The sequence below is a fragment of the Rhizobium sp. LC145 genome (assembly GCF_001005825.1).
Classification (GTDB): domain Bacteria; phylum Pseudomonadota; class Alphaproteobacteria; order Rhizobiales; family Rhizobiaceae; genus Neorhizobium.
Window position 1 is genome coordinate 110738 of sequence record NZ_LBHV01000008.1, and the last position, 13983, is coordinate 124720.

Genomic DNA, 13983 nt, shown 5'->3' on the forward strand with positions numbered 1-13983 from the left:
GTCAGGACCTCTTCAGTTTCGGGTCGAGCGCATCGCGCAGCCCGTCGCCCATCAGATTGATGGCGAGAACGGTGATGAGGATTGCGAGGCCGGGGAAAGTGACCACCCACCACGCGCGCAGGATGAACTCGCGCGCTTCGGCGAGCATCGTGCCCCATTCCGGTGCGGGCGGCTGGGCACCCATTCCAAGGAAGCCGAGGGCGGCTGCATCGAGGATGGCGTTCGAAAAGGAAAGCGTCGCCTGGACGATCAGCGGTGCAGTGCAGTTCGGCAGAATGGTGCGGAACATCAGCCGCAGCGGACCGGCGCCGGCGAGACGCGCAGCCGTCACGTAGTCGCGGGTCTTTTCCGACATCACCGCGGCGCGGGTGAGGCGCACGAAATGCGGCTGCAAGGTAAGCGCAATGGCGATCATGCCGTTGGTCAGGCTAGGCCCGAGAATCGCGACAAGCACAAGTGCGAGCAGCAGCGACGGGAAGGCCAGGATGATGTCCATCAGACGCATGATGACGGTATCGACCCATCCGCGGTAATAGCCGGCGATGAGGCCGACCAGGATGCCTCCGGTGAGGGAAAGCGTCGTTACGAAAACCCCGATGAACAGCGAATACTGCGCTCCATAGATCAGGCGCGAGAGAATGTCGCGGCCGACCGGATCGGTGCCGAGCAGGAAGCTCGCACGGCCGCCGTCGGTCCAGACCGGCGGTATCAGAACTGCGTCACGGTATTGTTCGAACGGCGAGTGCGGAGCGATCACCGGTGCCAGGACGGCAACGATGACGAGCGCGAGGAAAACGAACAGGCCGATCACGGCGCCGCGGTTTTCGGAGAAGTAGAACCAGAACTCCTTGAGCATCTGGCGGCGAAGCTGGGCGGTCGAGGCCGCCTCGGGTGCCTTGTCGATGACAGTATCGGCCATGGGGTTTCTTTCCTTCTAGTGGCGGATACGCGGGTTGATCAGGCCGTAAAGCAGATCGACCACGAGATTGACCAACATGATGATACCGGCGATCAGCAGCAGACCGCCCTGGATGACCGGGTAGTCGCGCCGGAAGACGCTATCGACCATCCATTTGCCGATGCCCGGCCAGGAAAAGATCGTCTCCGTGAGGATCGCGCCGGCGAGCATGACGCCGATCTGCAGGCCGATGGTCGTCACGACCGGGATCATGGCGTTGCGCAGCGCATGGATGCCGACCACACGGAAAGGCGACAGGCCCTTGGCGCGCGCGGTGCGGACATAGTCTTCCGACAGCACTTCCAGCATGGCCGAGCGCGTCTGCCTGGCGATGACTGCGAGCGGAATGGTCGCAAGCACGATCGAGGGCAGCGCGAGGTGGCTAAGCGCCGAAACAAAGGCGCCCTTCTGGCCGGAGAGCAGCGAGTCGATCAGCATGAAGCCAGTGACCGGCGGGAAGAAGAACATCAGAGAGATGCGGCCGGAGACGGGCGTCCATTGCAGGATGCCGGAGAAGAGGATGATAAGAAGCAGACCCCACCAGAAGATCGGCATGGAATAACCGACGAGTGCGATGCCCATCAGCGACTGGTCGAAGAAGGAGCCGCGCTTGATCGCCGCGATCACGCCGGCCGGAATGCCGAGCGCGATGGCAATGATGATGGCACAGAAGGAAAGCTCGACCGTTGCCGGGAATAGAGCCAGGAACTGGTCCAGGATCGGCTGCTTGGAAACGATGGAAGACCCGAAGTCACCGGTCACCACACCGCCGAGATAGTCGAAATATTGCATGACCAGCGGGCGGTCGAGGCCGAGCTGCGCGCTGATCTGGGCATGGCGTTCCGGCGACATCACACGCTCGCCGGAAAGGAGGGCGACGGGATCGCCCGGCAGAAGTCGGATAAAGGAAAAAGCGATGATGGAGACCCCAAGAAAGGTCGGGATCAATACGGCGAGCCGCCGCAGGAGAAAGCCAAACATTCGAAACCTTCGATGGTTTTTGGTTCTTGACCGATTCATGGTTTTGTCAAGCCATGAACGCGGCAATTGAGGCGTCTCCGCCACATTTTTCCGGGTCTCATAAAGCAATTGCCGCGGGAAACGCAACGCGCCCCGCGGCAAAAAATGCTAAGAAACGGCTATTATTCGGAAATATCGACCGCTTCGAAGGTGAAATCGCCAAGCGGGCTCTGGGTGAAGCCGGTCACGCCCTTGCGCATCGGAACGATGGACAGGGAGTGGTCGAGCGTTGCCCAGGGAGCTTCGCGCTTGAAGACGACCTGTGCTTCCTCATAGAGCTGAGTACGCTCTTCCTGGTCCGCGGTCGTCTTTGCCTTCTTCACGAGCGAGTTGAACTCCTCGTTGCACCACTGAGCGCGGTTGTTGCCGCCAACTGCGTCGCAGCCGAGCAGCGTATCGAGGAAGTTGTCCGGGTCGCCGTTATCGCCGGTCCAGCCGAGGATGGCAGCGCCGTCGCGGTTCTTGTCCTTGGAGCGCTCGAGATATTCAGCCCATTCGTAGGAGACGATCTCGACCTTCACGCCGATCTTTGCGAAATCATCCTGGATGATTTCCGCCGCACGGCGGGCATTCAGCATGTAGGGGCGCGATACCGGCATGGCCCAGACCTTCATGGAAAGGTCCTTGACGCCTGCTTCTTCGAGCATCTTCTTGGCGGCATCGAGGTCGTAGGCATCGTCCTCGATGGCGTTGTTGTAGGACCACATGGTCGGCGGGATCGGGTTCTTGGCCGGCGTTGCCATGCCCTGGAAGACCGCGTCGACGATCGCCTGCTTGTTGATGGCCTTGTTGAGCGCCTTGCGGACCTCCACCTTGTCGAACGGAGCCTGGGTGGTGTTGTAGGCCATGTAGGCGACGTTCAGGCCTTCCTGCTCAAGAACCGTAAGGTTCGGATCGTCCTTCATGGATTTCACGTCGGCGGCGTTCGGATAGGGCATCAGGTGGCATTCGCCAGCCTTCAGCTTCTGGTAGCGAACGGAAGCATCCGTTGTGATGGCGAACACGAGATCGTCGATCTTCGGAGCCGGGCCCCAGTAGTCCGCGTTCTTCTTATAACGGATCACCGCATCCTGCTGATAGCCGACGAAGGTGAACGGGCCGGTGCCGACCGGCATTTGGTTCAGCTGTTCCTTCTTGCCGGCGGCGTCGAGGCTGTCGGCATATTCCTTCGACATGATCGAAGCGAAGGGCATGGCCAGGTTGGCGAGGAAGGGCGCTTCCGGGCGGTTCAGCGTGAACTTGACCGTCAGGTCGTCGACCTTTTCGATCGACTTGATCAGATCCGGGAAGCCCATACCGGCGGCATATTCCCACGAGGTGCCGGGGACGTACTGATGCCACGGATCGTCGGTCTTGATCTGACGACCGATCGAGAACACGATGTCATCGGCATTCAGCTCACGGGTGGGGGTGAAGAAGTCCGTCGTCTGGAACTTCACGCCCGAACGCAGCTTGAAGGTGTAGACGGTGCCGTCTTCCGAGATTTCCCAGCTTTCGGCGAGGCCGGCGACCGGCTTGGTCGTGCCGGGTTCGAACTCCAGCAGGCGGCTGTAGATCGGATGACCCGAAGCGTCGAAAGTAGTGCCGGCGGTGTAAAGGCCCGGATCGAAGCCTTCCGGAGAACCTTCGGAGCAATAGACGAAGGTTTTCGCGCTGGCTGCGCTTGCGAAGAACGTTGCCGACAGAAGCGCTGCGGCAAGTGCGAGTTTGACTTTCATGACTAGTCTCCCAATACCTTTGCCGGCAAAAGCCGGTCAGGTTGATTTCGTTTTTTCAAGTGGCGCGCTCCCTGGCGCCTCAAGTGGTATTGTTCTTTTCTTCACCTCCTGGCCGGCGAATGCTGTACCGACCGGCCGACTACTGCTTTCCTTCTCGAGAAGTTCGTCGCGAATTCCGCAACCTCTTCTCATCGTTTTGAATTCGGGGCTACCCCCAAATTTTTACGCCCGAGATGTATTGTGGAAATTTTTTCCCAGTTTCTGCCGCTCACCCAAACGTTTTTTGCCGTTTTTTATTGTTCTGCGAAGTCACCGTCGGACCATGCGGCGGAGCATAGCGATTATGATTGACTTGTCGAGACACCACCGCGTGACAATTGCAGAGGGCGCGCCCACTTGCGCTTTCTGCGTGCCGTCAAGGCTGCCGAATCCTTAATTTTCGGGGTTGGCCGCATTCCCGAGGCGAAAAGAATGGGGTACGGTCCGCCCTTCCCACCGCAGACCAAGTTAGCCAAGGCAGATATTTCATGACGACAGGCAGCTCCAATCGCCCGCTCATCTGGGACCTCATTGACAAGAAGAAGGAGGTCTTCACCGAACTCAGCGACCGGGTGTGGGAGACGCCGGAGACCTGTTACATGGAGACGCTTTCGGCGGCCGCCCATCGCGAGATGCTGGAAGCGCAGGGCTTCCGGATCGCCGAAAACGTGGCTGGCATTCCAACCGCGCTGATCGGTGAAGCCGGCGAAGGCGGCCCCGTCATTGCCTTTCTCGGCGAATACGACGCGCTTGCCGGGTTGAGCCAGAAGGCAGGCATTGCCCATGTCGATCCCGTTACGCAGGGCGCGAACGGCCATGGTTGCGGGCACAATCTTCTCGGAGCAGCTTCGCTTCTTGCCGCGACTGCACTGAAGGACTGGCTGAAAAAGACCGGCACGCCCGGCCGCGTACGCTATTACGGCTGCCCCGCCGAAGAGGGGGGTGCGGCAAAGGCGTTCATGGTGCGGGCTGGAGCATTCGAGGACGTCGATATCGCCATCAGCTGGCATCCGAGCAATTTCGCCGGCGTCCAGCGCGAAACCTCGCTCGCCAATTGCCGTATCGATTTCACCTTCACGGGGCGGGCCGCTCATGCTTCGGCGGTTCCCGAGCTCGGGCGCAGCGCGCTCGATGCCGTCGAGCTGATGAATGTCGGCATCAACTATATGCGCGAGCACATGCCGTCGGATTGCCGCATCCATTATGCGGTCCTCGATACCGGCGGCATCTCTCCCAATGTCGTCCAGGCGCATGCCAAGGTTCGCTATGTGGTGCGCTCACCAGAGCTGCCCGGTCTCATCTCCCTCATCGAGCGGGTCAAGAAGGTGGCCGAGGGGGCCGCGCTGATGACGGAAACCAAGGTCGAGAGCACCATACTTTCCGGCGTTTCCAACCTGATGGTCAACACACCGTTGATGGACGCGATGCAGGACATCTGGGAAAGCTTGGGCCCGCCGGAATTCGATGAGGCCGATCTCGGCTTTGCCGAACAGATCCGAGGCACGCTGACCGCGGAGGACATTGCCGCAAGCTGGGCCCAGGAGCGGCTTGAGCAGCGCGACATCGCGCTCGCCGATTTCATCCTGCCGCCGCATAACGAAGTCCGCCAGATGGGCGGCTCGACCGATGTCGGTGATGTGAGCTGGGTAGTTCCGACCGTGCAGGCCTATGGCGCGACGCATGCGATCGGCACGCAACTCCATACCTGGCAGGTGGTTGCCCAAGGCCAGAGCCCGCTCGCCCACAAGGGCATGATCTCGGCCGCCAAGGCGCTTGCGGCCACGGGCCTGGCGGCACTCGAAAGCGATCAGCTCCGGGAGGCCGCCTGGGCGGACCTCAAGAAGCGCCGGAAGGGGCAGGAATATACGAGCCCTATCCCGCAAGGTGCTGAGCCGCCGATTGCCGCGATGACGGCGAAATGATGAAATGACCGCAGGCGCCTTGCGTCAATTATTTTGAACAAAAGGCCAGCCGAATTCATGGGCACGGGCTGTCAAAGGCCCGTGTTTCCGCCTATGAGATTTATATGCGCCCCAAGTCCGAACGCGCAGCAAGTCTCACAGGAGATCGCCGTGACCATTCAGCCGAATTCCATCGAAGCCAGGGACAAAGCCTATCAGCTTCACTCCTACACCAATGCCAGAGCGCTCGAGCGCGACGGTTCGCTGGTGATGGACCGGGGCGAGGGGGTCTATGTCTACGACAACAACGGCAAGAAGTATCTGGAAGCCATGTCCGGCCTCTGGAGCGTGGCGGTCGGCTTCGGCGAGAACCGGTTGGTAGAAGCCGCCGCGCGCCAGATGGCGAAGCTGCCCTATTACCACACCTTCACAAGCCGGACCCACGGACCGTCTGTCGATCTCGCCGAAAAGCTGATCCAGATGGCGCCGGTTCCCATGTCGAAGGCCTATTTCACCAATTCGGGGTCGGAGGCCAACGACACGGCGGTCAAGATCGTCTGGTACCGGTCGAATGCGCTGGGGAAGCCGGAGAAGAAGAAGATCATTTCGCGCGTGAAGGGTTATCACGGCGTCACCATCGCCAGCGCCAGCCTGACGGGCCTGCCGAACAATCACCGTTCCTTCGATCTGCCGATTGCCGGCATCCTGCATACGTCCTGCCCGCACTATCGCGCCTTCAAGCAGGAGGGAGAGACGGAAGCAGCCTTCGTGCAGCGCTGCGTCCAGGAGCTGGAGGACCTCATCCTCAAGGAAGGGCCGGAGACTGTCGCCGCCTTTATCGGTGAGCCGGTGATGGGCGCTGGTGGTGTCATCGTGCCGCCAGCCGGTTATTGGGAAGCGATCCAGAAAGTGTTGAAGAAATACGACATCCTTCTGATCGCCGACGAGGTGATCTGCGGCTTCGGGCGCACCGGCGAGATGTTCGCCACGACCACCTATGGCCTGCAGCCGGATATCATTACGCTTTCCAAGCAGATTTCCTCCTCCTACCAGCCGATCTCGGCGCTTCTCATCAACGAGAAGGTCTATGAGCCGCTGGCGGACGAGTCGGCGAAGATCGGTACCTTCGGCCACGGCGTCACGGCCGCCGGCCATCCGGTCGCGGCGGCGGTCGCACTGGAAAACATCGCCATCATCGAGGAGCGCGACCTCCTCGGCAATGTCCGGGCGCTGAGCCCGCATTTCCTGAAGAGGCTGAAGGCGCTGGAAGGCCATCCGCTGGCCATTGAGGCGCGCGGTGTCGGGCTCATCGGAGCGCTGGAGCTCAAGCCGCGCGAAGGCTACAGCGCCGGGCAGCTCGGTCCGAAGCTGTTTTCGGTGATGCTGGAGAAAGGACTGATTTCACGAGCGATCGGGGATTCGCTGGCGCTTTGCCCGCCGCTCATCATCACGGAAAAGGAAATCGACTTCATCTTCGATACTTTCGAAGCCTCGCTCGACGCTTTCGCGAAACAGCTCGAAGCTCTCTGAGCCATTGCGGAGCCGGAACAGGCTTTGTTCCGGCTCCGATTGCGCAGGTCGTGCGCGTGCCTATATCTTCGCGTGATGCTGGAACTCGCAGAAACCCACTGGCCGCATATCCTTTTCACTGTTTCGGTCCTGGCGGGGACGGCGGCGGCGATCCATGCCGCGATGACCAAGGAGGAGGTCCGTTCCGCAATCGGTTGGGTCGGCATCATCGTGCTTTCGCCGATTATCGGGGCGCTGCTCTATCTCATCGCCGGTATCAATCGAATCCGCCGCAACGTCATTGGTGACCGCCGCTCGGATGTTCAGGGATATATCAGGGACCATGTTGCCTCCTATGACGTGACGGGCGAGATGACGGCCAAGAGGTTCGGCCACCGGTTTCGCGCCATGAAGACGCTCGGAGATCGGGTGACCCGCCACCGGCTGACGAGCGGCAATACGATTACCCTGCTCGATACCGGCGACGAGGCCTACGGCGCGATGCTGAAGGCGATCGACACCGCCAGCCGCAGCATCATTCTCGAAACCTATATCTTCGATCGCGACAGGATCGGTCACCGCTTCGTCGACGCCCTTGTCGCTGCAGTCAAACGTGGCGTGACGGTGCGGGTGCTGATCGACGCGGTGGGCGCCCGGTATTCGGTGCCGAGCGTCCTGGGAGTGCTGCGCGAAGGAGGTGTCACCGCGGATGTCTTCAACGGCAATGTCATCATGGGGCTGCGGCTTCCCTATGCCAATCTGCGCACGCACCGGAAGATCATGGTGGTCGACGGGAGCATCGCCTTCACTGGCGGCATGAACATCCGCGAGGGTTTTTCGAGCGAGATGAGCGGCAATAAATGCGCCTTCGACACACATTTCCGCGTCACCGGTCCTGTGGCGGGGGATCTTTTCGCGATCGCAGCGGCCGACTGGCGCTTCGCGACGGATGAGGTGCTGGAAGGCGAAGCCTGGAAGCTCCTGCCGCCCAGCACGGAACCGGGATCACCCGTGGCCATTCGAGCCGTCTCCTCCGGGCCGGACCGCAGCGTGGAGACCAACCACAAGATGCTGATGGGAGCCTTTTCCGTGGCCCGCTCCTCAATCCGCATCGTCTCACCCTATTTCCTGCCGGACCGCGAGCTCATCACGGCGCTCGTCACTGCCGCCAGGCGTGGCGTCGAGGTGGATATCGTCGTTCCGACCGCGAACAATCTTGTTTTGGTCGACCGGGCGATGACCGCCCAGTTCGACCAGATGCTCAAGAATTACTGCCGCATCTGGAGAGCATCCGGGCCCTTCAATCACTCCAAGCTCCTGGTGATCGACGGATGCTGGTCCTATGTGGGTTCCTCCAATCTCGATCCGCGTTCCCTGCGGCTGAATTTCGAGGTTGATCTGGAAGTTCTCGATCGACCTTTTGCCGAGGCGCTGGAACGAAGGATCGATCTGGCCATTTCCTCAGCAACGGAAGTGACGCTGGAGGGCCTGCGATCACGACCGTTCCCGGTGCGGCTCATCGAACGGGTGCTGTGGCTCGGGTCCCCCTATCTTTGAATAGGAAACTGCTGGCCCGGCCGGTTAAACCTTTTATAATTTCGTGCATCTGCGAACGTAATGACGGTCATGCGAAAAAAAGGCGACACTCTTCCGGCAAGGATTATCGCTTCGATCCGTGACAGGAAGAATCGCGGCGGAAGAGGAAGCATCCCGCTGCGCGATCCCGCCAGCATGCTGATCGCCTCCTACAACGTGCATAAATGCGTAGGCGTGGACGGCAAGTTCGATCCCGCCCGCACGAGCCACGTCATTCGCGAAATCGCGCCGGATCTCATCGCATTGCAGGAGGCCGATACCCGGTTTGGAGAGCGTCGAGGCCTGCTGGACCTCGCATGGCTTGAGCGGGAGGCGGGTCTCTTTCCTGTGCCGCTTCTAGGGGTCTCAAGGGCGCATGGTTGGCATGGCAATGCCGTCTTCTTCCGGGAAGGATTGGTGCGCGACGTCCATCAGGTGAAACTGCCGGGGCTTGAGCCGCGCGGCGCGCTGATCACGGAACTGGAGCTCAACAACGGACGCGCGCTGAGGATCATCGCCGCGCATCTCGGCCTTCTCCATCGATCGCGCCATCAGCAGACGCGGATGATCATCGATATCCTGCGTTCTCGCGAGGAGCAGCCCACTATCCTGCTCGGCGACCTCAACGAATGGCGGCTCGGAGACCGATCCTCGCTCAACACGCTCGCCACCGTTTTCGGTCTGCCTCCGGCGATTCCGAGCTTTCCTTCCCGCCTGCCGGTACTGGCGCTCGATCGCATCATGGCTAACAGACCGGGCCTCATCGAAAGCGTTGAGGCCCATGATAGCCCTCTTGCACGTCTCGCTTCCGACCACCTTCCCGTCAAGGCCCTGGTGAAGCTAGGCGTGGCCTCCGCGTCGGGGTCCTTGGCCGCGGTCGAGGAAAACATTTAGTCATACTATTGAATGCTCGGCTCTGGCATCGTAAAGCAGCAGCCATCGATGAAGCGAGAGGAGCTGAGCATGACCATCTACCAGAATCTGATTGACGGCGAATGGGTTGGGAGCGAGGCTTCTAAGAACATCAATCCTTCCGATATCAACGATGTCGTCGGCATGTACGCGCAGGGTGGTGCCGAAGACGCCAAGGCCGCGATCGCCGCGGCAAAGGCAGCGTTTCCCGCATGGTCGCGCTCCGGCATCCTCGAACGCCACGCGATCCTTAGAAAGACCTCCGACGAAATCCTCGCCCGCAAGGACGAGCTCGGCGCGCTTCTCGCCCGCGAGGAAGGCAAGATCCTTCCGGAAGCGACCAGCGAAGTCATCCGCGCCGCCCAGATTTTTGATTTCTTCGCCGGCGAAGCACTGCGCCTGACCGGCGAACTGGTGCCTTCCGCCCGTCCGAATATCGGCGTCGAGATAACCCGCGAACCGCTCGGCGTCATCGGCATCATCACGCCGTGGAATTTCCCGATCGCCATCCCGGCATGGAAGATCGCGCCGGCGCTCTGCTACGGCAATACCGTCGTCTTCAAGCCTGCCGATCTGGTGCCTGGCTGTGGCTGGGCGATCGTCGACATCCTCCACCGCGCCGGCCTGCCGAAGGGCGTCCTGAACCTCGTCATGGGCCGCGGCTCGGTCGTGGGCCAGGCCATGCTCGACAGCCCAGATCTCGCCGGCATCACCTTCACCGGCTCCACTGGCACTGGCAAGCGCGTCGCGCTCGCCTCGATCGAGCATAACCGCAAGTTCCAGCTCGAAATGGGCGGCAAGAACCCGATGATCGTCCTCGACGACGCGGATCTCAACGTCGCCGTCGAAGCCGCCGCCAATTCCGGTTTCTTCTCGACCGGCCAGCGTTGCACCGCTTCGTCTCGCCTGATCGTGACGGAAGGCATCCACGACAAGTTCGTGGCGGCACTCACCGAGAAGCTGAAGACGCTCAACGTCGACAACGCCATGAAGGCCGGCAGCCATATCGGCCCGGTCGTCGACGACAAGCAGCTGAAGCAGGACACCGACTATATCGAGATCGGCAAAAACGAGGGCGCCAAGCTCGCCTTCGGCGGCGAACTCGTGAAGCGTGACACGCCCGGCTTTTATCTGCAGCCGACGCTGTTCACCGAAGCGACCAACCAGATGCGGATCTCGCGCGAGGAGATCTTCGGACCGGTCGCATCGGTCATCCGGGTGAAGAACTACGAGGAAGCGCTGGCAACCGCCAACGACACGCCGTTCGGGCTCTCCGCCGGCATCGCGACCACCAGCCTGAAGCACGCGACCCACTTCAAGCGCAATTCCGAGGCCGGCATGGTGATGGTGAACCTGCCGACGGCGGGCGTCGATTTCCACGTGCCTTTCGGCGGTCGCAAGGCATCCTCCTTCGGCCCGCGCGAACAGGGCAAATATGCCGCAGAGTTCTTTACCGTCGTGAAAACCGCCTATACGCTGGCTTGACCAGACAGGCCTTTTTCACTTCGGATACTCGTATGACCGATATCGCCATGATCGAAGCCGCCCGGAAACGTCTGGGCGGCAATATTCGTCGTACGCCCCTGCTTTCCTCTCCATTCCTGGATGAGATTGCAGGACGACGGATCTTCGTGAAACCGGAATGCCTGCAGCATACCGGCTCGTTCAAGTTCCGCGGTGCATGGTCGGCGATTTCAGCGCTCGAGCCGCAGGTGAGAGCGAAAGGCGTCATCGCGTTTTCGTCGGGTAATCACGCGCAAGGCGTTGCGCTGGCCGCAAGAATGCACGGTATTCCAAGCGTCATCGTCATGCCGTCGGATGCACCGCGCATCAAGATCGAGAATACCCGAGCCTATGGCGCCGAGGTCGTTTTCTATGACCGGGCGAGCGAAGATCGCGATGCGATCGGCGACAGACTTTCCGAGGAGCGAGAGCTGACGCTCATCAAGCCTTTCGACGAGCCGCTGGTGATCGCCGGGCAGGGCACGGCGGGCCTTGAGATTGCGGAACAGGCGGAGGAACAGGGTATTGGCAGCGCGGACGTGCTGGTGCCTACGGGCGGCGGTGGTTTTATCTCCGGTGTGGCGCTCGCCCTAGCGGCAAAGGCCTCGCGGCTTCGGGCCTGCCCGTGCGAACCCCAGGGGTTCGATGATGTCACTCGTTCGCTCGCATCCGGCAGGATCGAGCGCAACGCTTCGGTTTCTGGTTCGCTCTGCGATGCGATCATCACGCCGCAGCCGGGCAACATCACCTTTCCGATCATGGCGCGGCTTTGCGGTCCCGGCATCGTCGTTAGCGAAGATGAGGCGCTCCGTGCGGTTGCCCTTGCCTTCAACCGTCTCAAGATCGTCATCGAGCCGGGTGGAGCCGTTGCTCTGGCGGCCGCGCTCTTCCACGGTGAGACGCTCGGCGACACCGTGATCGCCGTTGCTTCTGGCGGCAATATCGACCCCGATATCTTCCGGATAGCGCTCGATCGGTTTGGTCACTGAAGCCTCGATTTTGCCTCAGAGCATAATAAACCGTTAATCTCCGAAATCGCCGCCGCTCGAAAACAGATTTTCTACGGAACCTCCAGCCACTTAGAAACTTATCTCTATCGGCTTACTAGAGATAAGCTAGCATTGGATCACGCTCATTGCAGCGCAAAGGCTTGGAGAGATCAGATGCGGCAGTTCAGGCACAGTGTTCATACGCGGTCTATGCCGGTCCGAGGCGCCCATTCCGCTCACCGATGGCAGGCAGCCGCCCATGCCGCGCTCGTTACCGCGGCTTTCCTTTTCGTAGGCGCCGTGACGCTCGGCTTGTTCCCGTGATCCGCTGATCCTCCCTGGATCGCGAGGAACGAAGAGGGTTCCCGACCCGAACGCCTCTCGCGCCTGCTGGCGCGGGAGGTGTTTTATTTCAATGAGTTATTCCACCGGCAGATAGGCTTCCGCCAGCTCCACCCAGAAGGCGGTGCCGATCGGCAGGGCGTCATCGTTGAAATCGAAACGCGGGTGGTGAAGCGGCGGGTCGTTATCCGTCCGGCGCGTCCCCAGGAAGAAATAGGACCCCGGCCGCTCGGCCAGCATATAGGCGAAATCTTCGCTGCCCATCATCGGGCGAGAGATCTCTCCCAAGTTCTCCTCGCCGACCGCGCGCCTGGCAAGATCCCGGACGAAATCGGTCTCGGCCTTGTGGTTTACGGTCGCCTCATAGCCACGGTTGTATTCGATGGTGACTGTCATGCCGTAGCTTGCCGCCTGGCCCTCGGCGATCGCCCGGATGCGTTTCTCCAGCTTATCGCGAACGGCAGGATCGAAGGAGCGGATGGTCATCACCATTTCCGCCCGTTCGGGGATCACGTTGCTGGCAATCCCCGCATTGAAGGCGCCGACGGTGACGACGCTCGGATCGAGCGGATGGATGTTGCGCGAGACCACGGTCTGGAGCGCCATGATGATGCTGGCTCCCGCAACGATCGGGTCGGCCGTATCCTGCGGTTCGGCTCCATGGCCGCCGCGGCCGTTGATGACGAGCCGGCACTCGTCCACGGCCGCCATGATCGGGCCGTCCTTCACGTAGATCTTGCCGAACGGGAGGCCGGGGTCATTGTGCAGCCCGAAGACGGCATCGCAGGGAAAGCGCGTAAAAAGCCCGTCCTCGATCATCAATTTGGCGCCGCCGAAATTCTCCTCCGCGGGCTGGAAGATGAGATGGACGGTGCCGTCGAAATTGCGGCGCTCGGCTATGATCTTCGCCGCGCCGAGCAGCATGGCCGTGTGCCCGTCATGGCCGCAGGCATGCATCAACCCCTCGTTCTTGCTTGCATATTCCGCCCCGGTCTCCTCCCGGATCGGTAGCGCGTCGATATCGGCGCGAATGCCAACGGAACGTGTGCTGGTGCCATTCTTCAGAGTGGCGACGACGCCGGTCTTGCCAAGCCCGCGCGTGACTTCGTAACCGAGTTCGGTGAGCCGCTTGGCAATGAAATCGGACGTATTGAACTCCGAAAGCCCGAGTTCGGGATGCTGGTGAAGGTAGTGCCGCGTTGCGACCACCTCCGCCATGTAGTTCGAAAACTGGATCGTCATCGCGCAACACCAATGTTTCATGTCAGGAGCGCCATGAATAGCAACGTGAACTCGCGGCGGTAAGGTCACTTCCGCTAAAATAGGCCGTAATAATTCGCTTGCTGCGGATAGCGTCCGCCGTCGGAAAACGAGATGGCGTGCGGAAGGTGCGAAGAATCCTCTCGCTCGAGCGGCTGGTTTCGTTCAGGCTTTATTCAGGCTCGCGGAGATAGATGCAAGTGATGCGAGAATCCGTAAAGAAGCAGGCAGCAGTTGCGCTCAATCGTTTGCAATAT

General features: G+C 60.9%; 10 protein-coding genes. 6 read left to right on the top strand and 4 right to left on the bottom strand.

Features of this window, described 5'->3' with window-relative positions; translation table 11 throughout:
* Nucleotide 1 precedes the first annotated feature (1 nt).
* The 3 genes from YH62_RS20700 to YH62_RS20710 all read right to left on the bottom strand — a co-directional run bounded on the left by YH62_RS20700 (nt 2) and on the right by YH62_RS20710 (nt 3696).
* Entirely contained in the window at nt 2–856 is an 855-nt protein-coding gene (locus tag YH62_RS20700) for an ABC transporter permease subunit (protein ID WP_245282149.1), read from the bottom strand.
* A 78-nt stretch (nt 857–934) separates the two neighbouring features.
* On the bottom strand, nt 935–1939 hold the full coding sequence (locus YH62_RS20705) for an ABC transporter permease subunit (RefSeq protein ID WP_046796179.1): 1005 nt from the start codon (nt 1937–1939) through the stop codon (nt 935–937).
* A 161-nt stretch (nt 1940–2100) separates the two neighbouring features.
* Entirely contained in the window at nt 2101–3696 is a 1596-nt protein-coding gene (locus YH62_RS20710; RefSeq protein ID WP_046796180.1) for an ABC transporter substrate-binding protein, read from the bottom strand.
* A 527-nt stretch (nt 3697–4223) separates the two neighbouring features.
* Here YH62_RS20710 and YH62_RS20715 point away from each other — a divergent pair.
* From YH62_RS20715 to YH62_RS20740, 6 genes are all read left to right on the top strand, one after another.
* Entirely contained in the window at nt 4224–5657 is a 1434-nt protein-coding gene (locus YH62_RS20715) for an amidohydrolase (RefSeq protein WP_046796181.1), read from the top strand.
* Nucleotides 5658–5807: 150 nt separating this feature from the next.
* Entirely contained in the window at nt 5808–7166 is a 1359-nt protein-coding gene (locus YH62_RS20720) for an aspartate aminotransferase family protein (RefSeq protein WP_046796182.1), read from the top strand.
* 75 nt (nt 7167–7241) lie between these two features.
* On the top strand, nt 7242–8702 hold the full coding sequence (cls, locus tag YH62_RS20725) for a cardiolipin synthase (protein ID WP_046796183.1): 1461 nt from the start codon (nt 7242–7244) through the stop codon (nt 8700–8702).
* Between the two features lie 69 nt (nt 8703–8771).
* On the top strand, nt 8772–9614 hold the full coding sequence (locus YH62_RS20730; RefSeq protein WP_046796410.1) for an endonuclease/exonuclease/phosphatase family protein: 843 nt from the start codon (nt 8772–8774) through the stop codon (nt 9612–9614).
* A 69-nt stretch (nt 9615–9683) separates the two neighbouring features.
* Nucleotides 9684–11117, top strand: coding sequence for an aldehyde dehydrogenase family protein (locus YH62_RS20735; protein ID WP_046796411.1), 1434 nt, complete (start codon nt 9684–9686; stop codon nt 11115–11117).
* Between the two features lie 32 nt (nt 11118–11149).
* Nucleotides 11150–12124 carry a threonine/serine dehydratase gene (locus YH62_RS20740; RefSeq protein ID WP_046796184.1) on the top strand — a complete coding sequence of 325 codons (975 nt, stop codon included), beginning with the start codon at nt 11150–11152 and terminating at the stop codon, nt 12122–12124.
* Nucleotides 12125–12544: 420 nt separating this feature from the next.
* Here the strand turns inward: YH62_RS20740 and YH62_RS20745 are convergent, their stop codons facing one another.
* Nucleotides 12545–13708: a M20 aminoacylase family protein gene (locus YH62_RS20745; protein ID WP_046796185.1), complete on the bottom strand. Its 1164-nt coding sequence runs from the start codon at nt 13706–13708 to the stop codon at nt 12545–12547.
* Nucleotides 13709–13983 lie beyond the last annotated feature (275 nt).